We start from the raw sequence: 24,923 nt of genomic DNA, 5'->3' as shown, positions 1-24,923 counted from the left end.
ATGTATGAATATTTAATTTATACAAGGGTATAAATTACTCTATAGTAAAATTATTGTAAAGAGAATAGGGTTGGTATCTTACAGACTCATTTAAATAATGACCAATACCATTGCTAAAAACATAATTATGTCTTCTAACATTTTCGTCCCAACCTGCAGTATTAGCTGTTTCTGGTAACGGAGAACCTGATTCATTCACCTTAAGTGTACTTCTTGCATCAACATCACGAGAGAATGAAATAGCAGCCTTATCTTCCGATAAACTAACTGGTAAACCTGCTCCATCAGTGACTACTTTTGGTAATAATGTCTTAAATAAAACATAGACATCGTAGGTAGGAATTGTAGGTTTTTGTGCTACAAAATCTGTTACAATATGATATTTTAAAACAGCCTTTAATAAATTAAGCTGCTCAGGAGTCCAATTATCAAAATAAGTATCTGGATTAACTGTTGAATTATCAGCTAATTGAGCTCCCCTGATACTTTTTATAATATCACGATCATTATTTCCTGTAAATGCATTGTTATTCAACAACAAATAAGTTCTACTTGTAGTTTCAGTTTGATTATATAAATCTTCATACCCTACTTTTTTTATAGCCGCAATCATAAAATCTAATTCATCTCCTGATGCTCCTAAGACTGAAGTATTGCTCACTAATTTAAACCTACCTTGAGCATCTCTAATAGCATTAGACTTTCTGGTTTGAATATAATCCCAAGCAGTAATATTAGCAAAAGGATCCTCTTCACTATAGGTTTCTCCCTTAAAATCAAACTGTTCTTGAACACCTAAAGTACATGAACCAAGAGTCGCTACTAAACAAGTAGCTAATAACATTTTTATATATTTTTTCATCTGTCTATTTTTTTTATAAAATTAAGATCCCCATCCTTCATTTTGTCCATAAGCGCCTAAAGCCTCTCTAATATGATTATTATAAATTGGGAAAAACAAACGCTCTGGAGTAAGTGGTCCTGCTCCCCTATTACTTAAAATAGGATTCATGATTTCTAAAGCTTTATCATTTCTAATTAAATCCCACCAACGTTTTCCTTCACCCATTAACTCAAATTGACGCTCATCTAATAGATAATTAATTTGTTCTTCTTTTGTAGCTCCGAAATCACTTTCAGTTACTAACGGTAATTGTCTAGCTGTACGGATTTGATTCAATAAAGTAAGAGCTTCTCCAGGTTTTGTTAATTTTACTTTAGCTTCAGCTAATAATAAAATCATGTCTGCATATCGATACATGACAACATCCGATCTATCTAAATTCACTACCATATTAGAACGATCTTTTGTCCATTTGTGTAATCTAGCTTCTCCTATAGCTGTAGACCCCATACCGATTAAAAAATCTCCACCTTGTCTTGAAGCAAATTGCCTCCAATCGCCATAAAGAGGCGTGACAGTAGTAACACCTCCTACTGTAGTAGTTTGACTAAATACGGGTGGTGTAGTAGGATATTTAGCATTCCAACTAGCCTCATCTTGCGGAAATCTTTCAATCCACTTATTTTCTACTAATGGTGAAATAACTGTAATAGACGATCCTGCAACCCATGTATTCCACAAACCTGAAACTGTAGCATCTGCCACATCATAACGAATAGAAAAGATTAGTTCCGAACCAGTTTGAACCTTACCTCGTGCATCTGGAAAAGCAGTTGTAACATATTGATTATAAAACAAATCCTGCCAAGCTTGTGGAGTTGTCACCAATGAATGTGTTTTAAGTGCAATTAAATCTTCAATAGCTTTTTCAGCAACCCCCTCTTGTTTTAGCCACATATATACTTCTGCTTTGTGAGCCAACAAACTAGACTTTGAAAAATTAAAAGGGGATGATGAAATTGTAAACAAAGATTCCGCTTTAAGTAAATCAGGAATAACTACTGTATTCATTATCTCATCATAAGAAGTTACAGGCTTATATGCATCTTCACGAGATTTTATAGGCTCTAATAACAAAGGAACATTTTTCCATATACGGATTAAATCAAAATAAACCTTAGATCGAATTGCGTAAGCTTGTGCTAAAGTATTAGGATTAACACCTTCTAAAGCTTCACCTCCAATAATCACTCTGTTAGCTCTATCAATAGTTACATAAAAATCTTTCCAACTCAAAGAACCGTCACCAGGATCCATCGTACTATTATGAAACGACGTTCTGGATACATTTGTACTTGATGGAGCAGGAAAATAACTATCTGATCTAAACTCTCCAAAAACATAATTAGCATTAGAATATGCATTTTGTAAACCATCATAGACCCCTGCTAAACCTAAATCCAACTCTTCTTGAGTCTTATAAAAATTATCTGTTACTACAAAACTTTCCCCATCAACATTCACAAAACTATCGCAAGAACAAAACATTCCTACAGCTGCAAATAATATAGCAACACGTTTAAATTTTAATATTTTCATAATTTCACTGTTAAAATTGTACTCTTAAACTTAATATTATTTCTCTATCACTTGGATATCTTAAATTATCCACACTTGGTTGCAAAAGACTATCTCTATTACCAAACTCTGGATTATAACCTGAATAATTAGTCCAAGTCATAATATTATTTACTTGAAGATTTAATGTTAAAGCATTTAATCCAATATTAAATGAATTAAGAACCTCTTTAGAAAAATTATACCCCATTCGAACATATCTCCATTTGATAAAAGCACCATCTTCAATATATAAACTATTTGCTGTGTTATTAGCAAAATCAAATCTATTTTGAGGGCGACTTGATGCACTTGCAATTACTGGATAAGTAGCGATATCTCCTTGTTGAGACCATGCTTGATCGATACGGTCAGGGGAAGGTGTAATGGTACCCGCTCTAAAACTATTTCTGTCATGATCGTAGCGTCTATAAATTTCATTTCCAAAACTATAATCGAAAAGCACACCAAGAGTGAAATTTTTGTATTTAAAATCCTGGGTTAAACCACCATAGGTAGTAGCGATTCCATTTCCTAAAATTTGAATATCATCAGAAGTTACTTTACCATCATTATTAGTGTCTTCCCAAATATAATCTCCTCCTTTTAATACATTATTATTATAAGTCAATTGTCTAATTGAACCTGTATAAATTTGACCATTCTTTGTATTATAACTTCCCAAAAAGAAACCATTTGCATCAAAATTAGGATATAAACGCTCACCTGTGTCTGGATTATAAGCATTCGATTCATCGTATTGGTATATACCGTTTTGTTTGTAACCTGTGAAATTACCAATAGGTTGCCCTTGCTCAATAATTGATACTCCATTTATAATAGGAGCATCTAATTTAGTCACCTTATTATTTAAAAACCCAATATTAAATCCTGCATCCCATGTAAAATCCTTTGATTTAATAATAGTTCCATTTACAGAAAAATCTAAACCTTTATTTCTAATTACTCCTCTATTTTCCTGAATCGATTGGAAACCTGACTCTTGAGGAATTCGGGTTTGAACTAACAAATCTTTGGTATCCTTCAACCATGTATCAACTGTAATATTTAATCTACGTTTAAACATTGCTAAATCAAAACCAATATTTGATGAAGCTGTTGATTCCCATTTAATATTAGGATTCCCAACAACATCTGGATTTATTCCAAGCACTCCATTATAAAGACCATTTGGAAGTGATTGATTTTGGAATTGAAAATCTTGAATTCTGTCATTACCCACAATACCATAACTTGCTCTGATTAATAGGTTATCGATAGCGTTTATATTCTTCATAAAACTCTCCTTACTTACTCTCCAACCAATTGATCCTGAAGGGAAATAACCATATTTATTGCTTGGTCCAAATTTAGAAGAACCATCTCTACGCATAGTAGCACCCACCAAATATTTATTATTATAATCATAGTTAAATCCTGTAAATAAAGAAAATTGACCTTGACTATAATTTTCAGTTTGATCTCTATTTGAATTTGAGAACTGAGGAACTAGATAATCTAAATTAGAATTATTTAATGTCGTAATTAAATCATTAGACAAGGATGTACTAACCCCCAAAGTTTCGAATCTTAAAGCCTGTATTTGCATACCTCCAAAAGCAGATAAACTGTGTTTTCCCCATTTTTGATTAAAATTCAAGAAATTATCTTGTTGTACATTATACGCCAAAGCATGTTTTTCACCAGCAGTAGAACGAGAATCAGTAGAAGTCCCACCACCCACTAAAAGCGCTTTAGGAGAATACTCTTCATCTTTTATATAACTCATGTTTAACCCTAAAGTAGATTTTAATGTTAACTGAGGTAAAATTTTATATTCAGCATAATTAAAAATATTGAACTTGTAAGCTCTCTTAGCTTGCTTACGGAGCAACAATTGTTGTACTGGATTTGCTGAACCATTGTAACTTGTAGGGGTTGGAGACAAATCTCCATTAGGCTCATAAACTGTAATATAAGGAATCCTATTTAATGCATTCCCCAGTACAGCACCTGAACTAATCCCATTTGTTTCTTCAAATGACATATTAACCACTGTTCCCACATTAAATTTTTGAGTAGGCTTTAAATCTAATTTCAAACGAGTACTTAACCTTTTAAAATCACTATTAAGCACCACACCTTCTTGTTTTAAATAACCCGTATTCCAATAAAAGCTAGATTTATCACCACCTCCACTCAACGACACATTAGCTTGATATCTCAAACCAGACCTTGTAATTAATTTCTGATTATCTGGAGACTGTCTGTATCCTAAATTTAAAGAATCTAACCTTGTTAAATTAGTATTACCTCCATCTAACGTTCTTTCCATATAAATTCTTTGTCTTGCATTAGCAACAGGCACGGCACCCACCAAAGAATTGATTCCTGATACAGCAGTTGCATCAATTTTAATTTCTCCCTTTTTTCCTGATTTTGTAGTTATTACTACAACTCCATTTGCCCCTTGAGCACCATAAGGCGCTGTAGTTGCTCCATCTTTTAAAATTTCAAAACTTTCAATATCACTTGGATTTAAGTTATCTATATTAAAAGTTTGTTGACCATCTACTACATACAGAGGACTTGTTGATCCATTTATAGAGCCAATACCTCTAATCCTGATATCAAACCCTTCTCCTGGTCCATTGTTAGATAATATTTGAACTCCAGCTACTTTCCCCTGAACCCCTTGCAAAACATCAATAGGCGCTGATTTTTCAATAGACTCAGACTTAACAGTAGCAATTGAACCTAAAACTTTTTCTCTTTCAACTTTTTGATACCCAATAACTACAACTTCGTTTAAATCTTCTGTATTGTCTACTAAGGTTACATTAATAACTTTTTTATCTCCAATGAGGATTTCTTGGTTTTTATAACCTACATAATTAAATAATAAAGATTTAGCTCCATTAGTCAATACTATTGAGTAACGACCATCAAAATCTGTTTGAACACCTGTAGTTGTACCTTTTATTAACACATTCACACCTGGTATTGGAAGGCCTGCGTTGTCTTTTACAACTCCTGAAATTTTATCTTGGGCAAATAAATTAGAGGCTGAAAATGTTAAAAACAACATTAACAGCAATAATTCTAACCCAGAAACTCCGTTCTTTCTTTTCACTTTTCGTTTCATAATTAGTTTTGGTTTTAGCATAAATTAATTTTTTATTGGTTAATTTTATTAGATTGACAAAAATCACCATCTTTTAAAACAGTACAATTTTAAAACATAAAGAAATTAATCCTGTCCTGTTCTGTATGGTATAAAAATTATTTTGAAACTATATATAAAATTCAATTTGTTTACACTTTAATAAATCTTGTTGTAGATTATTCCAAATTATTGTTTTATATTCATAACCCAACTTCTTAATTAATTTGAAATACGTTTTGTAAAAATTATATAAAATAAAAAATAATTAACACCATAACTACAACGAAAAGTATTATTAGTAGCTCAAAAGATTTTGTATGTTTAATTCTCATGTTTAACTCAAAATTTTGATAATTAATTTCAAGATAAAATTAGGTTAATAAGACATTTGACAAGTATCAATTTAGGTATCCAAAAGTACCATTTTGTTTTTTTTTGTAATAAAAAACTACTAAAAACATACAAATCAATACAATTACTTGTTAAAAACTTAACTTTATATACAAAAAAACCAGTCACAAAATCATGACTGGTTCATATATTTATACGACAGACTTTAATACAAATCACCTATTCTTTCAACATATTATTCATCCATAAAAGTTTTAGCATATTCAGAAGGAGTTTTTCCGAATTTTTCACGAAAACATTTACTAAAGTATTTTGGATTTTTAAAACCAATTTTATAACTAATTTGAGAAATATTTATTTTCCCTTGCTCCAACAGCAAAGCACCTCTTTTTAACCTGATATGCTGAATGAAATCATTTGGCGTAAAACCTGTCCATGCTTTGATTTTTCTAAATAAAACAGTTCTACTCACTCCTAGTTCTTCACAAAAAAACAAAACATCAAATTGCTCATTTCCAAGGTTGTTCTCCACAACTTGTATTGCTTTTTTATATAATTCCTGATCTAAAGAAGATAAAACAAGTTCATCTTGATTCAATTGATCAACAGAAGACATCTTTTGCTTTAAACGAAAGACTGAAGCTAATAAATTCTTAATCCTTAGTTTAAATTCAACTACATTAAAAGGTTTGCTTATGTAATCATCAGCTCCTTTTTCAAGACCTTCCAACTTATAAATTAAAGAAGAACGAGAGGTTAATAATATAAATGGAATATGACTTGTTTTTATATCTTCTTTTATCAAAGAACACAATTCAGTACCAGTCATTACAGGCATAATAACATCACTCACAATAAGATCAATTTGTTCCTTTTGTGCAATTGTGTACGCTACTTTTCCGTTTTCTGCCTCTAAAACATTATAATCCTGCTTTAATAAATTCCGTATAAATTTTCGTAACTGCTTATTATCTTCTACTAAAAGAATGTTTGGTTTTTCACTTAAAAAAACATTATCCAGCACATCTTCTTCAAGTAAAACAGTTTGTTCTTCCAGCTGATCTACATATTGTGACAAATCATCACTAAATTTAAAATCAGGAATTATTTCAGAATCTAACAAATGTTCTCTACCTAATAACAATTCTACCGTAAAAACAGATCCTTCATCATTCTCATTACTCTTTACAGAAATTTTTCCTTTATGTAAATCAACAATACTTTTAACTATAGACAAACCAATTCCTGTACCTTTATTGTAATCATTATCTGGTTTTTTATTAGCTGCTACTTCAAAAAACCGTTGAAATATTTTATCTTGATATTCCTTTGCAATACCTACACCTGAATCTTCAACTTGAACTTTAATTTTCCCACCTTCTTCAATAATTCTAATCGTTATTTTGCCATTTTTAGGAGTATATCTAAATGCATTAGATATTAAATTATAAAATACTCTCTCTAATTTATATCGATCATAATAAACCATAATGTACTCTGATGGAGTATAAAAATTATATTCATAATTTCCATCTTTAGCATACTCTGTAAAAGACAAATAAATTTCTTTTAAAAACTTAACAATATTTCCTTCGGCAGATTCTAATTTTACTAATTCGTTTTCTACTTTTCTAAAATCCATCAAACGGTTAATCAATTGTAATAAATGATTAGCACTACTTTCTATAACTTTTAATTTTTTATACATCAAGCTACTACCTTTATAATCTTCTAATATCTGATGTAAAGGCCCCAAAATTAAAGTTAAAGGTGTTCGAAACTCATGAGAAATATTTGTAAAAAATTCAAGTTTAGCTTTATTGATTTTTTTTGTTTGCTCAGCTTCAATCTTTTCCAAATATAATTGATGTTTAAGTTCTGTTTTTGACTTTAAAATGTTTAATAAATAATACAAACTACTGAATATAAAAATCCCATAAATTAAAAAAGCCCACCATGTTCTCCAAGGTGCAGGATTTACTCTAATTTTTAATTGAGTTGGTTTACTATTTGAAACACCATCATTATTGATCCCCTTTACTTCAAATGTATAATTTCCTGGATTTTGAATGGTATAGGAAACCGAATTTTGTGTGGTTTCGTTCCAATCTTTTTCCAAACCTTTCAAACGATATTGATAGTGGTTACTACTCGAATTAATAAAATTGGGGATAGAAAAACTGATATTAAAATTACCTTGTTCGTAGGACAGTTCAATTTCTTCGGTAAATGTGATTGTTTTAGTAAGTAATTTACTTTTATCGTTAACACCAATTGACTTATTTTTTACCTTAAAATCGGTAATAATAACCTGAGGCGAATAGGTGTTTTTTACCAAGTTGTTGGCATCAAAATAAACTGCACCTGAAGGACCTCCAAAAAAGAACTTGGAATCGTCCACTCGTAAACTAGCATTATTATTATACTGATTACTTCCTAAACCTTCTTTTCGGGTATAACTGGCTAAAACTATATTATTGACAGGATTAAAATAAATAATGCCTTGATTAACGGTACTCATCCAAAAATTACCTTTTGCATCTTCAATGATACATCTAACCCCATTCACTGGAGTTGCATTTCCTATTTTTACATCAACAGCTTTAAATTGATTATTGACCATTTTAAAAAGCCCATCGCCTTCTGTCGTTGCCCAGATTTGACCTTTAGAATCTTCAAAAACAGAGGTAACGCTATAGCCAATTTGCGATTCTTTATCAAAAAAATAGTCTTTTATATTCCCTTTGCGGTCGATAAGATTCAATCCCCTAATGGTACTCACCCAAATATTTCCTTTAGAGTCAATTTTTATAGACCTTACAATACCAACAATTAATCCTTTAGGTTTTGATTCAAAGTTAATTGCCTTTATCGATTTAGTCGTCGGATTATACCTAACTAATCCTTTTCCAATGGTTCCCAATAGCAAATCGCCATTACTATCTTCTCTGATAAAATAGACACCAATACCTTGTAAATAATTAAATAATTGGCTGTGTAACGAAGTAGTTATTTTTTTGGATTCCAAATTATACACCACAAATGCATCTTCAAAGGTTCCAATCCAAAGATTATTGTCTTTCGTAACAAACAAGGTTTTTATATTGTCACTTAAAAAAGCTGGTGTATTTTTAGTGTTTAAATGTTCGATGGACTTGGTTTTCTTATTAACAATAGAAACCCCTCCTCCTTCTGTACCAAAAAGAAAATAATCCTTATAACTCACTATGGAGCTCACCACCTTAAAACCCAACCCCAAGTTTCCCGGTTTTTGAGTAATATTAATAAAATTCACATTGGATTCATCCCAAATACCGATACCACCATTATAAGTCCCAATCCAAATAGATCCTTTTTTATCCTTAAATAAAAATTTAATAAAATCATCATTAATAGATTCATTGTCATTAATATTACTATTAAAGAGTCGTATATTTTTGTTTTTATCAACTACTAAAAGCCCGCCGTAAGTACCCACCCAAAGTTTGCCTTTATCATCAAAAAGCATTTGTCTTACATTTTTATGGGTATTTTTCAGTTCTTTTAAATAAGGGGAAACTACACCGGTAACGGTATTGTATTCTAAAAGCCCTTGCATTCTTGTTCCTAATAACAAATTCCCAGTAGGGCTTTCAATGATATCCAGAATATTAAAATTTTCAGTTCCCTTAATTGTTTTAAACTGGTATTCAGTACGGGATTTGTTGACAAGTTGTTTCAAACCATTTTTAGTACCAATAAAAACTTTCCCTTTCTTATTTTCAAAAATGGATAATATTAACCCTTCAGAAGATACCGATTTAAAAGAATCCTGAGCTTTATCATAAATGGATAGTCCCGATGGAGTCCCTACCCACAACTCCTTATTTGACAATTCTTTTATAGCCCAAATGGTATTGTCTCTAAGGGTCGTTTTCTCTTTATTTGTAAAATACGTCTTGAACGAATCATTCTGGGGGTTGTACTTGTTCAAGCCTATGGCTGTTCCTACCCAAATATAGCCATCACTATCTTGTTTTAAACAAAGAATATCACTGTTACTGATTGATAAGGGATTGGCTCTATTATGTCTGTAAATGGTAAATTTAGAACCATCGTATTTATTTAATCCATCTCTAGTTCCAATCCATACTTGACCTAAATCATCTTGAATAATGGTTATTGCAGAATTTTGAGACAAACCATCGGCTGTAGATAAATGCTTAAACTTATATATATCATTTTGAGAAAATCCAAGCCATGTGTAACAAAAAAGAAAGAAAAAAACGTATAGTTTAGACATTATTTATTGAAATAATAAGGATTTTAAAAAGATATAATGTAAAAGTAAAATAAAGAATTCACATATAAAACTATTATTCACTTTGAAATCCTATAAAATCCAAGTAATAATCCTAAAAAATATTTCCTATAACTTTCCAAACCTCTTAAGTTAATTTTTCTTTATGCCCCAAAAATTTATATAGACTTCCTATCTATAAATTTAAACGGAACCTTAAATTTTGCTTTTTCATTATTTAAAATCATTTGAGCTGCAGTTTCTCCCATTATCTTAAAATCAGTACTTATAGTAGCAATCCCTAATAAATTCTTAAGTGGAGTATCATTATATGAAATAACCCCCACTTCTTCTCCCAACTCCAATTCGTTTTCTCTAATCTGATTCATTAATTCAACCAAATCCGATTCTTCTATAGCTATAAATAAATCCCCTCTTTTAAAAACCATATCATCACAAACACCATTAAGAATTTCAAAATCCATTTCATTTTCTAAACAAAATTTCCTAAAGCCATGTAAAATTCTTCTTGGATATGGATATACAGACTTTTCCGGATATATTAATGCAATTTTTTTATACTTGTTAATTTTATTAATCCCCTTTTTTAAGGCTTCGTATATGTCATTATCATATTCTTGATAAACTGCCGAAACATCAATATCTTCGAGTAAGGGAGGCATAATATTATCTAAAATTAATAATTTGTTTTTAGGTATATTATTTATAGCTTTTAATGTAGCTTCCGTAAAGCTGGCATGCTGTAATTTATCATTCTTAAAGTGTGGCATTACAACATAATAATCATACATACCCATACAATTTTTTAATGAATTGAGAAATATTAACTCATCACAATGATATATAATTAAATCTATTTTAGAATTGATACCGACTACATTTAAAAATGAATTATATATATTCATTTTATAAGAGCTCATCTTACTTATTAAAAATAAAATTCGCAAATTATGATTGGTATCGACATTAGCCACATAATTACCTCTTCTAGGAATTGAAATAATTATTTTTCTTTCTCTTAAAATACTATAAGCCTTCTCTACTGTATCTCGTGATAAATTAAAATCTTCACTAATTGTATTGATTGATGGTAATTTATCGTTTAATACAATATTCCCATTAGAAATATTATTCATAACCGAATCTACTATCTGTTTATACATTGGCACTCTCGAATTTTTATTAATATCAATATAATTTAACAGTTTCATACAACATCAAGTTTTAAAGTTTAACTAAATCTTGAGTGCAATTTAAAGGGTTATAAGAATCAAAAAGTACCAATTAAAGGGGTCAAAAATTCCATTTTTAATGATTCATTGGTAAAAACTATTTATTTTTAAGGTTTTTTCTTTCAATTTACACTTTGATAAGAAAAATAATCGATAACAAGTTAAGTAAATGTTAAGTCAATTTTGGTTTAAAAAAAATTAGGCTTATTTTTTATGAATTAAAAAAAAGTAAAAAATAAAATATACATACTATAATTTTTAAACTTTTACCATTTTATTAATTTCTGATTGAAAATATATTTTTAAAATCTTTTTTGAGGAATAGCTTTTTTCTAAAACCAACATTTTTTTATAAGAATAAAAAAACGTTTTAAAAAAAACTCCCCATACTACAGTACAAAACAGGATAGATGAACTTAATACATAATATAAATTTGCTGAAAACACATTAAAAACATTTTATGGATACAGCAGTAAAAAAATTCAACCACGTTAATTACCTGTGGGATAATGACAAAGCAAATGCTTTAGGAGATGATCAAGTAGCTTTATTTTTATATCGCTCAAACATTTTAGGTGCAGACCTTAGAATAACTAATTATGGTGGTGGAAACACAAGCTGTAAAACTATCGAAAAAGACCCTTTAACCAATTCAAATGTTGAAGTAATGTGGGTAAAAGGTTCTGGTGGTGATATTGGAACTTTGACTAGAGCTGGAATCGCTGGATTATACACAGATAGATTACGTGACTTGAAAAAAGTGTACGGTGGACTAGAAGATGAAGACCGTATGGTAAGACTTTTTGATCACTGTATCTATGACTTAGACAGTAAAGCACCTTCTATCGATACGCCTTTGCACGGATTATTGCCGTTTGCACATATTGACCACTTGCATCCTGATGCTTTGATTGCTGTGGCAGCTGCTGCTGATAGCGAAAAAGTAACCAAAGAAATTTGGGGTGACACCATGGGATGGGTGCCTTGGCAACGTCCTGGTTTCGACTTAGGATTACAATTAGAAAAATGTTTAGCAGATAACCCTGGAATCAGAGGAATCGTTTTAGGTTCTCACGGTTTGTTTACTTGGGGAGATACTTCTTATGAGTGCTATATCAACAGTTTAGAGGTTATCGAAATGGCTTCTGAATATATTGAGAAAAAAATTGCTGAAAAAGGAAGTGTTTTTGGTGGACAAAAAGTACAAAGCTTACCTAAAGAAGCGCGTCTTGAAAAAGCAGCGCAAATCATGCCTTTATTAAGAGGTCTATGTTCATCTGAAAAAAGAATGATTGGACATTTCTCTGATAGTGATGTGGTCATGGAATACATTAACAGTAATGACTTAGAGCGTTTAGCGCCTATGGGTACTTCTTGCCCTGACCATTTCTTGAGAACTAAAATCCAACCTTTAGTATTGACTTTAGATCCAAATGAAGATTTATCTGATTCGGACGCTATTCTTAAAAAATTAGAGCCTGCATTTGAGGCCTATAGAGCAGAATACAAAAACTACTACGAAATTTGCAAGAAAAGCAATAGCCCAGCTATGCGTGATCCAAACCCTGTGATCATTATTTATCCAGGAGTAGGTATGTTTAGTTTTTCAAAAGACAAACAAACTACTAGAGTTGCAAGCGAATTTTACATCAATGCGATCAACGTAATGCGTGGTGCTGAAGCGATTACAGCCTACACTTCATTACCAAGACAAGAGGCTTTTGATATTGAATATTGGTTGCTAGAAGAAGCTAAATTATCTCGTATGCCAAAAGAAGCGGCTTTGTCTCGTAAAGTAGCCTTAGTTACTGGAGCAGGTGGAGGAATTGGTAAAGCGATTGCTGATAAATTAGCAGCAAATGGAGCTAATGTAGTCCTTACTGACATCAATGAACAAGCACTTATCGAAGCGAATGCTACGTATAAAAGAGACGTTTCAACCTATGCAGTTTGTGATGTAACCAATATTGATTCTATTGCATCTGCATACAAAAAAGCGGTTATTGAATTTGGAGGTGTGGACATCATCGTACACAGTGCGGGATTAGCAATTTCTAAATCTATCGAAGATACAACTGAAAAAGACTGGAATATTCTACAAAGTATCCTTGTAAAAGGACAATTTGATTTAGCAAAACAATTTACTGAAATCGTTCGTAAACAAGGTTTGGGTGGTGATTATATTGCTATTGCTAGTAAAAATGGTTTAGTAGCTGGACCAAACAATGTAGCTTACGGAACTGCAAAAGCAGCGCAACAACACATGGTACGTTTGTTAGCTGCAGAATTAGCAAAAGACAAAGTAAGAGTAAATACGGTAAATCCTGACGGAGTTATTGTAGGCAGCAAAATCTGGGAAGGAGCTTGGGCTGAAGGAAGAGCTAAAGCAAACGGAATTACCGTTGAAGAATTACCAGCATTCTACGCTAAAAGAAACTTATTAAACGAAATCATCACTCCAGATGATATTGCTACGGGTGTATTTGCATTAGTAGGTTTATTAGACAAATCTACAGGTAACATCATCAATGTTGATGGTGGAATGGCCAATGCTTTTGTAAGATAAAAACTTTTAAGGTACTAAGTTCCTAAGATACTCAGAGACTATAACTTTAGTCAACAAAACTTAGAAAATTAGAAACTTAGTACCTAATCATTTTGGTTCTAAAGTCGAAATTTTTAAAATATTGTAGCTGTCTCAGTTCTTTTTTTTCTTTCGACCTTAGACTTTTCACTTTCGACTTATATAAAAATACTATTATGAAAATAACCACTGAACAAATTCAGGATTTTAATAAAGCTGGTCTAGGTTCTCATAAAGAAAACTTTGACTTTTTAGCTAATAAATTAACACAAAACGGTCACAATGTAGAGGCTATCCTTTCTAAATTGGCTGACTTTCAAATTGCTATCCCAAGCTGGGCATTGGGAGCTGGAGGAACACGTTTTGGACGTTTTTCTTTCTACGGAGAACCTTCTTCTTTGGAACAAAAAATTGAAGATATTGGATTAATCCACTCTTTAACACAAACTGCTGGTGCGGTTTCTTTACACATTCCATGGGATGTACCGCAAGATTACAATGCTGTTAAAGAATTGGCACAATCATTAGACATCAAATTTGATGCAGTAAACTCGAATACGTTTCAAGATCAAAAAGACTCTAAATACAGCTACAAATACGGTTCGTTAAGTAATATTGAAAAAGAGGTAAGAGAACAAGCCATCCAACACAATATTGATGTAATCAACATTGGTAACAAATTAGGCTCAAAAGCATTAACAGTTTGGTTAGCGGATGGATCTTGTTTCCCAGGACAAAACAACTTTCAAGCAGCTTTACAAAATACACAAGACAGTTTAAAAGACATCTACAAAGGATTACCTGAAGACTGGAAAATGTTAATCGAATACAAACCATACGAACCTAACTTCTACTCTACTGTTATTCAAGACTGGGGAACTTCGTATATGTTGGCTAACGAATGTGGTGAAAAAGCTTTATCATTAGTCGATTTAGGACACCATTTACCAAACAGCAATATTGAACAAATCGTTTCCATTTTGATGTTAAAAGGAAAATTAGGTGGTTTCCACTTCAACGATAGTAAATACGGTGATGACGATTTAACTGCTGGAAGTATCAAACCTTATGCTTTATTCTTAATTTTTAACGAATTGGTGTACGGAATGGCTAACAACCCACAAAATCCAGACTTAGCTTGGATGATTGATGCGAGTCATAACGTAAAAGATCCTTTGGAAGATTTAATCCAATCATTGGAGGCTATTCAAGAAGCATTTGCTAAAGCATTATTAGTAGACCAAGCAGCTTTAAAAGCAGCACAACTAGCTCATGATGTAATAAAATGCCAAGAAATTTTGCAAGGTGCCTACAGAACAGATGTGAGACCATTGCTTGAAAAAGCAAGATTGAACAGAGGTGGTGTCATTAGCCCTATCAATGCCTTCCGTTCTTTAGATGTTAGAAATGGTTTAATCAAAGAAAGAGGTCGTAATTCAGTAGCAACAGGTCTATAATTAAATAATAATGAAACAAAAAGTAACTGCTGTTTTTGATATTGGAAAAACCAATAAAAAATTCTTCCTCTTTGATAAAGACTTCAAGGAAGTGTATCGCGAATACATAAAATTTGATGAAATTCAGGACGAAGATGGCTTTCCTACCGAAGACATCGTAGCTTTACATAAATGGCTCAAAGAATTATTTCATAGAATATTAGAGGCACAGGAATACGATGTCAAAGCCATCAATTTCTCTACCTACGGCGCTAGTTTTGTTCATTTGGATGAAAATGGCGAACTAGTAACTCCTCTTTACAATTATACTAAACCCATGGACGAAGCGTTAATCGCTTCGTTCTATGAAAAATATGGGCCTGAAATGGAATTTTCGGCTAAAACAGGCTCAACTAATTCTGGTATGTTAAATTCAGGAATGCAATTGTATTGGTTAAAACATACCAAGCCTGAAGTATTCAAAAAAATCAAATACTCGTTGCACTTGCCACAATATATGAGTTATATCTTTACTGGAATCCCGTTGAGCGAGTACACCAGCATTGGTTGTCATACCGCACTTTGGGATTATGAAAAGAAAGATTATCACTCTTGGGTGTACGAAGAAGAAATTCACAAAATCCTCCCTCCTATTGTTTCTACCGAGACGAGTATCAATATGAACTACAACGGAAAAAGAATTAAAATTGGGGTAGGAATTCACGATAGTTCTTCGGCTTTATTACCTTATGTACGTAGTTCTAAAGAACCGTTTATTTTAGTCTCTACAGGAACATGGAGCGTTTCTCTGAATCCTTTTTCAGATAAAACGTTAACGGTAAAAGACATTCAAGACGACTGTATCAATTATATGCGAATTAACGGTAAACCCGTGAAATCAGCTCGATTGTTATTAGGGAATGAATACACACATCAAGTGCATGCCTTAGCTGATCATTTTGGTTTAGCGCATGACTATCATAAAACCGTTTTATTTGACTCTAATTTGTATCATAAAATCAAAAAGGATTTCAAATACTGTTTCAGATGGAATGCTATCGAAGATGCTAACATGCCTGCAAAAACAGAGATTATTTATGATAATTTCAAAGAGGCCTACCATCACTTGATGATTGAATTGGTTTTATTGCAAGTACAAAGCATCAAGAGAGCCGCTGGAAACACCAAAATAAAGAAACTCTTTGTCGATGGTGGTTTTAGTGATAATGATGTATTTATCAAACTATTATCTCATTATCTAAGAGATATGGTGCTTCGTTCTACGAATTCTTCGTTAGGCTCAGCACTTGGAGCAGCTATTTCTATCTCGGACACCAAATTGAACTCTAAGTTTTTGAAAGAAAATTATTCGCTCAAAAAACACGTTCCTTTTATAATCAATTAAAAAAGCTATTATGGCATCACAATTAGACTCTAGTTACCCTTCGATAGACGACTTAAGAAAACAAGCGCAAAAAAAGATACCAAAATTTGCTTTTGAGTATCTTGACGGAGGTTGTAACGAAGATGTTAATTTACATAGAAATACTTCGGAATTAAGAGAAGTACAACTAAAACCAAATTACCTTAGAGACCATCAAGGTTCGAGCATGAAAACCAAATTATTTGGTATCGAATACGACGCGCCTTTTGGTGTAGCTCCTGTGGGACTCCAAGGATTAATGTGGCCGAATGCTACTGAAATTTTGGCGAAAGCCGCATTTGAACACAATGTCCCATTTATCTTAAGTACAGTAACCACCAGCAATATCGAACGCGTTAGCGAAATCACAGAAGGTAAAGCATGGTTTCAATTGTATCATCCTGCAAAAGATGAACTAAGAGATGCTTTGATTAATAGAGCCGCAGCAGCCGAATGTCCTGTGTTGGTGATTCTATGTGACGTGCCTACTTTTGGATTCAGACCTAGAGATGTTCGTAACGGTTTAGCAATGCCTCCTAAAATGTCTGTTGCCAATATTTTACAAGTAATGGGCAAACCAGAATGGGCAATGCAAACCTTAATTCATGGACAACCTAATTTTGCCAACTTGCTACCTTATATGCCTAAAGGTTTGGATTTAAAACAATTAGGAAAATTCATGAACGATACTTTTTCTGGACGTTTGAATGAGGCTAAAATAAAGCCAATCAGAGACATGTGGAAAGGGAAATTAGTGCTGAAAGGGGTGGCTTCTGAAGAGGATATCGAAGAAGCGATTCGTTTAGGAATTGATGGGATTATCGTTTCCAACCACGGTGGACGTCAATTGGATGCTGGTGAATCAGCTATCAATTCATTAAAACGATTGGTGGCTAAATATGGCGACCAAATCGAAATTATGATGGACAGTGGGGTACGCTCTGGACCAGATGTAGCAAGAGCAATGGCTTGTGGAGCGAAGTTTACCTTTATGGGACGCTCTTTCATGTATGGCGTGGCTGCCCTTGGTAAAAAAGGAGGCGATCACACGATGACATTATTAAAAACCGAATTACAACAGGTAATGGAGCAATTGAATTGTGCCACTGTTGAAGAATTCAAAAATCATTTGATATAAATATTCTATTTCTAACCATAATTAATTTTAAAAAACCAAAAATATGCAAGCATTATTAGGTCTTATTTTTCATACTATCGGAGGAATATCTTCGGGTAGTTTTTACATGCCTTTCAAAAGAGTGAAAGGATGGGCTTGGGAAAGCTACTGGATTGTTGGTGGTCTGTTTTCATGGCTTATTGTACCTCCATTGGCAGCTTACTTAACCGTCCCTAATTTCATGGAAATCATCTCAGAAACTGTTTTTTCTGTAAAAGCCTTTACCTATTCTATGGGAGTAATCTGGGGAATTGGAGGACTAACTTATGGTTTGGGTGTTCGCTACCTTGGAATGTCTTTAGGGAACTCTATCGTATTAGGTTTTTGTTCAGCTTTTGGTGCTTTGGTGCCTCCTATATATTACAATTTTAATCCAACCGATGGAAAGGTGACTTCATCAGATATGCTCGCCAGTTCTGGTGGACAATTAGTATTATTAGGTGTTGTTGTTTGCCTTTTAGGAATTGCATTCTCTGGTAAAGCAGGAATGATGAAAGAAAAAGATCTATCTGGTGGTGAATTAGACAAACAAGAATTTGATTTGGTGAAAGGTTTAATTATCGCTATTATCTCTGGAATCTTAAGTTCATTCTTCAACTTTGGTATCGAAGCAGGGAAACCCATGGCTGACGAAGCTGTAGCGCAAGGTTTCAATCCTTTGTTCCAAAACAATGTTACGTATATTGTCTTGCTTTGGGGTGGATTGACAACCAATTTTATATGGTGTATGTTCCTTAATTTCCGTAACAAAACCTTTGTTGATTATACCAATGTGCAAACACCTATCGTGAGAAACATTTTGTTATCAGGTCTAGCAGGAACCATGTGGTATTTACAGTTTTTCTTTTATGGAATGGGTGAAAGTAAACTAGGTAACGGTGCTAGTTCTTGGATTGTACACATGGCAACCATCATCTTAACCGCAAACGTTTGGGGATTAATCCTAAAAGAATGGACAGGTGTTACCGCTAAAACCTTCCGCATCTTTTTATACGGAATTGCTTTAATTCTACTTTCTATTGTTTTGGTAGGTATTGGTAATTCAATATAAAAATCTTAAAAAAATACTCTATATTAAAACTTAGATTAGTTTAGTTTTTAGTTGAAGCAACTGCTGTTATTTTTATCCATTAACAGTGGTTGCTTTTTTATTCAAAATCAGAACTTCAAATTTTTAATTCAATTTTCAAAAAATCAGGAAATTATACTAATTTTTTAACTTAATAAATTTTAGAATAAATTAAAAAAACTTTAAAATTGAATGAACAAAACTTTATTATCAATATCCGCTAATTGCTCCAAATCCTCTATAAAATGGTTCGAGATTTGTTCGGTTGTAAACACTTAATAGTATACCTTTTTAAATTAAAGTAACATCAAAGAGGGAAATGTGATCAGGATCACACAAATTCACTTATACTTAATTTTCTTCTCATGGATTTCACTTAACACTTCTAGTTCCATCCATCAATTTTTGAATATCCTCATAACGGTAGTACATAAGTCCTCCTATTTTATTATAAGGAAGAGTACCATTCAATCGAAGATTCTGAAGAGTTCCTGCTGAAATATTTAAAAGTTTACGAACTTCATAGCTTTTTAGCCAAACACGGGCTTCCTGACCTTGCTTACGAGGATACTGCTGGTATCTGCGAATTTCTTCCAACAATTCTTTTTTAAATTTTTCAAGGTCATCCTTTGTAATTAGATCCACGTTCATAATTCTGATATTTTTATTAGCTTATACCATCTGAACCTATTAATCAGGTAGTTTATAATTAGACATGCAAAGTAAGCCACTACAGTCCTGAACAAATATAATTGGATCCATTTGGCTAACTTTGACTCTCATTTACTACCAAAATATTTTTCACCATAGTTAGCTAACAAGAATAAAATAATTGAGGATTAAGTCAACTAAAAGTAAAAGGTGGTCTTAAATAACCACCTTGTATATGTCAAAATTTCTATATGTCGCTTTTATTTGTCTTGCAAGTTACTGGAAGATATTCGCTGTTTAAGATTACGCATATCTTCACTAAGTTTGCGTTCTATTACCTTCGCATAGATCTGAGTGGTACGGATACTTGTATGTCCCAACATTTTAGATACGCTCTCAATCGGCACACCGTTGCTCAACGTAATAGTCGTTGCAAAGGTGTGACGCGCGATATGGTATGTCAAAGTTTTTGTTATTCCACAAAGATCTGCAATTTCTTTCAGGTAGCCGTTCATCCTCTGGTTTGAAATTACAGGAAAAACGGTTCCGTTATTTAACGCCCTTGGATCATCTCTATATTTTTCCATTAAGTCAATCGCCTGCGGTAATAGAGGTACACGCACTCCAGTATCAGTCTTTACCCTACTTGTAGATATCCAAAGCTCTCCATCAGCACCAGTAACAATATTATTTGGTGTTAGTTCAGCAAGGTCAATATAAGCAAGTCCTGTATAACAACTGAATAAAAACATATCCCTAACATGTCTCAAACGTTCGATGTCAAAATGTTTATTTTCTAATCCTGCGAGTTCTCGATTGTTCAGGCATTGTCGCTCCACTTTATCAAAATGTTTTTTGAAGCTTGAAAACGGATCTTTGGGTAACCAATCCAACAATACGGCCATATTTATCATTTTACGCAGTCTTTCAATATGTTTCATAATCCCATTATTATTTAAAGGCTTTTGATGGTCTTTCGGGACATGATTAAATAAATAACTCTCAAAATCTAATATGAATCTATAGGTCAATTCAGAAAGAATGATATCTCCCCTGTAGTACTTCTCCATAAGAAACTTTTTAATATATCTTTGGGTTGTATAGTAATTTTTCATAGTACCCTGAGCCAATTTATGGATCTGTTGCTCATTATGATGTTCGATAAGTGTTAGCAATGTTGGAGCTAATTTTCCTGTACCCAACATTTTTTCTCGAATTGCAGAGCCATCTATTACAACATCTGCAAGCAGCATCTGTTGATATATACTTATAATTTTCGCCTTGAATTGATTAAGAAACATACTAAGCTCAGCGATTTCCTTTCTACTTCCCCTTGGCATCCCTTTCTTACTATCCCATTCTGATGCCGTTACTGAGCGCTTTACTGATATTTCTGTACGCTTACCATTTACCGTTATCCTTGCGCAAATTGGCATTTTACCCTGCGAAGAAACCTTCTGTACTTTAAGATAAAATAATACCCCAAATGTGTTGTTCATTGTTTTCATATTTCCAAAATTTAATATCTAACATCTCTTTTCTGGTAAATTCAAATTATATTGGAGATACTATTATGTCAATAAATAGATTCGATTACCCCAAGAATTTAAAAATACCAAACAAAAAAACTGACTGAATTAGAAGATGTCATCCCTTTAAAAGGGACCTAAATTTAGGAAAACAAAAAGGGTAGCCGAATAGGTCTCATTTTATTTGATACAACTTGAACATTTTGGAGTCAAATAAATAGAAAAACCCCTTAAATCATACGATTTAAGGGGTTTTGACTGCTTTTAAAAAGCATAATGTCGGGGTGGCAGGATTCGAACCTGCGGCCTCCTGCTCCCAAAGCAGGCGCGATAACCGGGCTACGCTACACCCCGAAAGCGGCTGCAAAGATACAACTCTTTTTCTCTTTTGCAACTAAAATTTTAAAAAAATTAAGTTCATCAAAATCTAACCAAAAAATCAAAGCCGGATTTCTTGAAAGAATACAATTATCCCTTTAACAATTGTTAACAAAATAGATTTTCAGAAACAATAATAAATTGTATTTTTACCGTTCAAAATTATAGAAGATAAATGGGCAAAATCATTGCGATTGCTAATCAAAAAGGAGGCGTTGGAAAGACAACCTCATCGGTAAATCTTGCTGCCTCACTAGGTGTTTTAGAAAAGAAAGTATTATTAATAGATGCTGATCCTCAGGCAAATGCCAGCTCCGGATTAGGTATTGATGTAGAAAGTGTAGAAATTGGTACTTACCAAATTTTAGAACACAGCAATACTCCTAAGGAAGCCGTGGTACAATGTTCGGCTCCCAATGTGGATGTTATTCCGGCTCACATTGACCTTGTGGCTATCGAAATCGAATTGGTAGACAAGGAAAACAGAGAATACATGCTTAAAAAAGCCTTAGAAAGCGTTAAAGACGATTATGACTATATCATTATCGACTGTGCTCCTTCTTTAGGACTATTAACACTAAACGCTTTAACAGCTGCCGATTCGGTTGTTATTCCTATTCAATGTGAATATTTTGCACTAGAAGGACTTGGTAAACTTTTGAATACCATAAAAAGCATTCAAAAAATCCATAATCCGGAATTAGACATCGAAGGTTTGCTATTAACGATGTACGATTCCAGATTACGCTTGTCTAATCAGGTAGTTGAAGAGGTTCAAAAGCATTTCAACGACATGGTTTTTGAAACGATTATCCAGAGAAACGTGAAGTTGAGTGAAGCGCCAAGTTTTGGTGAAAGCATCATTAATTATGACGCCACCAGCAAAGGAGCCACTAACTATTTGCATCTGGCTCAGGAAATTATAAAGAAAAATATCCAATAATTTTTATGACAAAAGCAATAAAAAAACAAGCCTTAGGACGTGGATTATCTGCCTTATTGAAAGATCCGGATAATGACATCAAATCGGTTGAGGACAAAAATGCTGACAAAGTTGTTGGAAATATCATTGAGCTTGAAATTGAAGCTATTGAAATAAACCCTTTTCAGCCCCGAAGTAATTTTAACGAAGAATCTTTAAATGAACTCGCTACTTCTATCAAAGAATTAGGAGTGATTCAACCAATTACCGTTCGAAAATTAGATTTCAATAAATACCAGTTAATTTCGGGAGAACGCCGTTTGCGTGCTTCTAAATTAGTCGGACTAACTACCGTTCCTGCTTACATCCGAATTGCCAATGACAACGAATCTTTGGTTATGGCTTTGGTGGAAAATATCCAACGTCATGACTTAGACCCGATTGAAATTGCGCTTTCGTACCAACGTTTAATGGATGAAATCCAATTAACTCAGGAGCAAATGAGTGATCGCGTAGGAAAAAAACGTTCTACTATTGCCAATTATTTGCGTTTATTAAAACTGGATCCGATTATCCAAACGGGTATTCGTGACGGTTTTATCAGCATGGGACACGGAAGAGCCATTATCAACATTGAAGATTTAGACGCTCAAACCGATATTTATCAAAAAATTGTAAGTCAGAATCTCTCGGTTCGTGACACCGAAGCTTTGGTAAAAAATTATCACGAAAGTTTGAAACCAAAACCGGCTGCAAAAGTTAAAGCGGCTTCGTTTGACATCGACGAAAGTCAAAAAAGACTTTTTAATTCTTATTTTGGCAACAAAGTAGATATAAAAGTAGCCAATAACGGAAAAGGAAAAATTACCATTCCGTTCCAGTCGGAAGATGATTTTAATCGCATAATTGAATTAATTACGAAATAGTGAACAAGAGTATTTCCATAGCACTATTTCTTATTCTTTTTTGCAATACTAGCGGGTGGTCACAAAAAACGACTCAAACTGTTGTAACAGCAAAAGACACTGTAAAATCTATAGACATCGACCCGTTAACTCCGGCAAAAGCCGCTTTTTATTCGGCTGTTATTCCGGGTTTAGGTCAGGCATACAATAAGAGATACTGGAAAATTCCTTTGGTTTATGGTGCCATAGGAACCAGTCTTTATTTTTACATAGACAGTAATAAAAAATACCATCAATTCAGAGATGCGTACAAACGAAGACTGGAAGGATACAACGATGACGATTTTACCTATTTGGACGACAGCCGTTTGATTGCTGCACAAAAATTTTATCAGCGTAATCGGGATTATTCCACTTTGTTTATCGTAGGTTTTTATGTTTTAAACATCATCGATGCCAATGTTGATGCGGCTCTGAAACAGTTCAATGTAGACGAGCGCTTATCCATTCGCCCTACTCTTTACCAAAACAATCTGAATTACAAAACCAATGTTGGCGTAAGCCTGACATACGACTTTTAACAAAAAACAATGGAGTTTTAGAAAGAACTCTTTTAATTTAAAAATAAAACACAAATGAAAATAGCACTTTTAGGATACGGAAAAATGGGACAGGTAATTGAAAGAATTGCTCTGGAAAGAGGTCATGAAATTGTCCTGAAAAAAGACGAATTCAATACTTTCGACGGACTTTCGACTGCCGATGTAGCCATTGATTTCAGTGTTCCTATGGCCGCTGTTGAAAATATTTCTGCCTGTTTTAACAACAACGTTCCTGTTGTTTCCGGAACTACCGGATGGCTGGATCGTTATGACGAAATGATTGCTTTATGCAAAGAAAAAAATGGTGGTTTTATTTCGAGTTCTAACTTTAGCTTAGGCGTAAATTTATTTTTTGGTTTAAACGAATATTTAGCCAAAATCATGTCAAACATTGAAGGATACAAAGTTTCAATGGAAGAAATCCACCACATCCATAAGCTTGATGCACCAAGCGGAACTGCTATTTCATTAGCTCAGGGCGTTATTGAAAACAGCAATTACGACAAATGGACATTGGAAAACGCCAAAGAAAACGAAATTCATATTGAAGCTGTCAGAACAGGTGAAGTTCCTGGAACGCACACGGTAACTTACGACTCAGGAATTGACAGTATCGAAATTAAACATACCGCTCACAATCGTGAAGGATTTGCTCTTGGCGCTGTAATCGCTGCCGAATGGCTTGCCGGAAAACACGGTATTTTTAGTATGAGAGACGTTTTAGGACTATAATCAA

16 protein-coding genes and 1 tRNA gene are annotated in these 24,923 nt (G+C 33.2%); 9 read left to right on the top strand and 8 right to left on the bottom strand.

Annotated elements, in window-relative coordinates; genetic code table 11:
- Positions 1–34: 34 nt before the first annotated feature.
- From B6A10_RS05900 to B6A10_RS05880, 5 genes are all read right to left on the bottom strand, one after another.
- On the bottom strand, positions 35–862 hold the full coding sequence (locus B6A10_RS05900) for a hypothetical protein (protein ID WP_188220094.1): 828 nt from the start codon (positions 860–862) through the stop codon (positions 35–37).
- 21 nt (positions 863–883) lie between these two features.
- On the bottom strand, positions 884–2,443 hold the full coding sequence (locus B6A10_RS05895; protein ID WP_188220093.1) for a RagB/SusD family nutrient uptake outer membrane protein: 1,560 nt from the start codon (positions 2,441–2,443) through the stop codon (positions 884–886).
- A gap of 10 nt (positions 2,444–2,453) precedes the next feature.
- Entirely contained in the window at positions 2,454–5,627 is a 3,174-nt protein-coding gene (locus B6A10_RS05890; protein WP_188220092.1) for a SusC/RagA family TonB-linked outer membrane protein, read from the bottom strand.
- Between the two features lie 586 nt (positions 5,628–6,213).
- Positions 6,214–10,260: a hybrid sensor histidine kinase/response regulator transcription factor gene (locus tag B6A10_RS05885; RefSeq protein ID WP_188220091.1), complete on the bottom strand. Its 4,047-nt coding sequence runs from the start codon at positions 10,258–10,260 to the stop codon at positions 6,214–6,216.
- Between the two features lie 176 nt (positions 10,261–10,436).
- A complete protein-coding gene (locus B6A10_RS05880; protein ID WP_188220090.1) occupies positions 10,437–11,489 on the bottom strand; it encodes a GntR family transcriptional regulator in 1,053 nt (350 codons plus the stop codon).
- Positions 11,490–11,971: 482 nt separating this feature from the next.
- Here B6A10_RS05880 and B6A10_RS05875 point away from each other — a divergent pair, with 482 nt between their 5' ends.
- From B6A10_RS05875 to rhaT, 5 genes are all read left to right on the top strand, one after another.
- Positions 11,972–14,077, top strand: coding sequence for a bifunctional aldolase/short-chain dehydrogenase (locus tag B6A10_RS05875; protein ID WP_188220089.1), 2,106 nt, complete (start codon positions 11,972–11,974; stop codon positions 14,075–14,077).
- 194 nt (positions 14,078–14,271) lie between these two features.
- The gene (locus B6A10_RS05870; protein ID WP_188220088.1) at positions 14,272–15,552 is read left to right on the top strand and encodes a sugar isomerase; all 1,281 of its coding nucleotides are present in this window, start codon (positions 14,272–14,274) and stop codon (positions 15,550–15,552) included.
- Between the two features lie 10 nt (positions 15,553–15,562).
- Positions 15,563–16,936, top strand: a complete 1,374-nt coding sequence (locus B6A10_RS05865) for an FGGY-family carbohydrate kinase (protein WP_188220087.1) — start codon at positions 15,563–15,565, stop codon at positions 16,934–16,936.
- 10 nt (positions 16,937–16,946) lie between these two features.
- Positions 16,947–18,092 carry an alpha-hydroxy acid oxidase gene (locus tag B6A10_RS05860; RefSeq protein WP_188220086.1) on the top strand — a complete coding sequence of 382 codons (1,146 nt, stop codon included), beginning with the start codon at positions 16,947–16,949 and terminating at the stop codon, positions 18,090–18,092.
- Positions 18,093–18,135: 43 nt separating this feature from the next.
- The gene (gene rhaT, locus B6A10_RS05855; RefSeq protein WP_188220085.1) at positions 18,136–19,182 is read left to right on the top strand and encodes an L-rhamnose/proton symporter RhaT; all 1,047 of its coding nucleotides are present in this window, start codon (positions 18,136–18,138) and stop codon (positions 19,180–19,182) included.
- 390 nt (positions 19,183–19,572) lie between these two features.
- Here rhaT and B6A10_RS05850 read toward each other — a convergent pair whose 3' ends face one another.
- The 3 genes from B6A10_RS05850 to B6A10_RS05840 all read right to left on the bottom strand — a co-directional run bounded on the left by B6A10_RS05850 (position 19,573) and on the right by B6A10_RS05840 (position 21,734).
- Positions 19,573–19,851 carry a helix-turn-helix domain-containing protein gene (locus tag B6A10_RS05850; RefSeq protein ID WP_188220084.1) on the bottom strand — a complete coding sequence of 93 codons (279 nt, stop codon included), beginning with the start codon at positions 19,849–19,851 and terminating at the stop codon, positions 19,573–19,575.
- Between the two features lie 260 nt (positions 19,852–20,111).
- Positions 20,112–21,359, bottom strand: a complete 1,248-nt coding sequence (locus tag B6A10_RS05845; RefSeq protein ID WP_188220083.1) for a site-specific integrase — start codon at positions 21,357–21,359, stop codon at positions 20,112–20,114.
- A gap of 300 nt (positions 21,360–21,659) precedes the next feature.
- Positions 21,660–21,734, bottom strand: a tRNA-Pro gene (locus tag B6A10_RS05840).
- 199 nt (positions 21,735–21,933) lie between these two features.
- On the opposite strand from B6A10_RS05840, the gene B6A10_RS05835 reads away from it, so the two are divergent.
- Genes B6A10_RS05835 through dapB form a run of 4 tightly spaced genes read left to right on the top strand, consistent with a single transcriptional unit; the run spans position 21,934 to position 24,919 of the window.
- Positions 21,934–22,701 (top strand): ParA family protein, encoded by a 768-nt coding sequence (locus B6A10_RS05835; RefSeq protein WP_188220082.1) that lies wholly within the window; start codon positions 21,934–21,936, stop codon positions 22,699–22,701.
- A gap of 5 nt (positions 22,702–22,706) precedes the next feature.
- Complete coding sequence (locus B6A10_RS05830; protein ID WP_055090809.1) at positions 22,707–23,606, top strand: ParB/RepB/Spo0J family partition protein; 900 nt, start codon at positions 22,707–22,709, stop codon at positions 23,604–23,606.
- The gene (locus tag B6A10_RS05825; protein ID WP_055090811.1) at positions 23,606–24,166 is read left to right on the top strand and encodes a DUF5683 domain-containing protein; all 561 of its coding nucleotides are present in this window, start codon (positions 23,606–23,608) and stop codon (positions 24,164–24,166) included. Before B6A10_RS05830 ends, B6A10_RS05825 begins: the two co-directional genes overlap by 1 nt.
- 54 nt (positions 24,167–24,220) lie before the next feature.
- Positions 24,221–24,919 carry a 4-hydroxy-tetrahydrodipicolinate reductase gene (gene dapB / locus B6A10_RS05820; RefSeq protein WP_188220081.1) on the top strand — a complete coding sequence of 233 codons (699 nt, stop codon included), beginning with the start codon at positions 24,221–24,223 and terminating at the stop codon, positions 24,917–24,919.
- Positions 24,920–24,923: the final 4 nt, after the last annotated feature.

Origin of the sequence: Flavobacterium pokkalii (assembly GCF_014596575.1) — a bacterium.
In the GTDB taxonomy this organism is placed as follows: domain Bacteria; phylum Bacteroidota; class Bacteroidia; order Flavobacteriales; family Flavobacteriaceae; genus Flavobacterium; species Flavobacterium pokkalii.
This window is presented reverse-complemented; position numbering and strand designations above follow the sequence as displayed.

Excerpts from the sequence above, each read along its gene's own strand:
- B6A10_RS05900 (WP_188220094.1), bottom strand. The coding sequence starts at position 862 with ATGAAAAAATATATAAAAATGTTATTAGCTACTTGTTTAGTAGCGACT.
- B6A10_RS05895 (WP_188220093.1), bottom strand. The coding sequence starts at position 2,443 with ATGAAAATATTAAAATTTAAACGTGTTGCTATATTATTTGCAGCTGTA.
- B6A10_RS05890 (WP_188220092.1), bottom strand. The coding sequence starts at position 5,627 with ATGCTAAAACCAAAACTAATTATGAAACGAAAAGTGAAAAGAAAGAAC.
- B6A10_RS05885 (WP_188220091.1), bottom strand. The coding sequence starts at position 10,260 with ATGTCTAAACTATACGTTTTTTTCTTTCTTTTTTGTTACACATGGCTT.
- B6A10_RS05880 (WP_188220090.1), bottom strand. The coding sequence starts at position 11,489 with ATGAAACTGTTAAATTATATTGATATTAATAAAAATTCGAGAGTGCCA.
- B6A10_RS05875 (WP_188220089.1), top strand. The coding sequence starts at position 11,972 with ATGGATACAGCAGTAAAAAAATTCAACCACGTTAATTACCTGTGGGAT.
- B6A10_RS05870 (WP_188220088.1), top strand. The coding sequence starts at position 14,272 with ATGAAAATAACCACTGAACAAATTCAGGATTTTAATAAAGCTGGTCTA.
- B6A10_RS05865 (WP_188220087.1), top strand. The coding sequence starts at position 15,563 with ATGAAACAAAAAGTAACTGCTGTTTTTGATATTGGAAAAACCAATAAA.
- B6A10_RS05860 (WP_188220086.1), top strand. The coding sequence starts at position 16,947 with ATGGCATCACAATTAGACTCTAGTTACCCTTCGATAGACGACTTAAGA.
- rhaT (WP_188220085.1), top strand. The coding sequence starts at position 18,136 with ATGCAAGCATTATTAGGTCTTATTTTTCATACTATCGGAGGAATATCT.
- B6A10_RS05850 (WP_188220084.1), bottom strand. The coding sequence starts at position 19,851 with ATGAACGTGGATCTAATTACAAAGGATGACCTTGAAAAATTTAAAAAA.
- B6A10_RS05845 (WP_188220083.1), bottom strand. The coding sequence starts at position 21,359 with ATGAAAACAATGAACAACACATTTGGGGTATTATTTTATCTTAAAGTA.
- B6A10_RS05835 (WP_188220082.1), top strand. The coding sequence starts at position 21,934 with ATGGGCAAAATCATTGCGATTGCTAATCAAAAAGGAGGCGTTGGAAAG.
- B6A10_RS05830 (WP_055090809.1), top strand. The coding sequence starts at position 22,707 with ATGACAAAAGCAATAAAAAAACAAGCCTTAGGACGTGGATTATCTGCC.
- dapB (WP_188220081.1), top strand. The coding sequence starts at position 24,221 with ATGAAAATAGCACTTTTAGGATACGGAAAAATGGGACAGGTAATTGAA.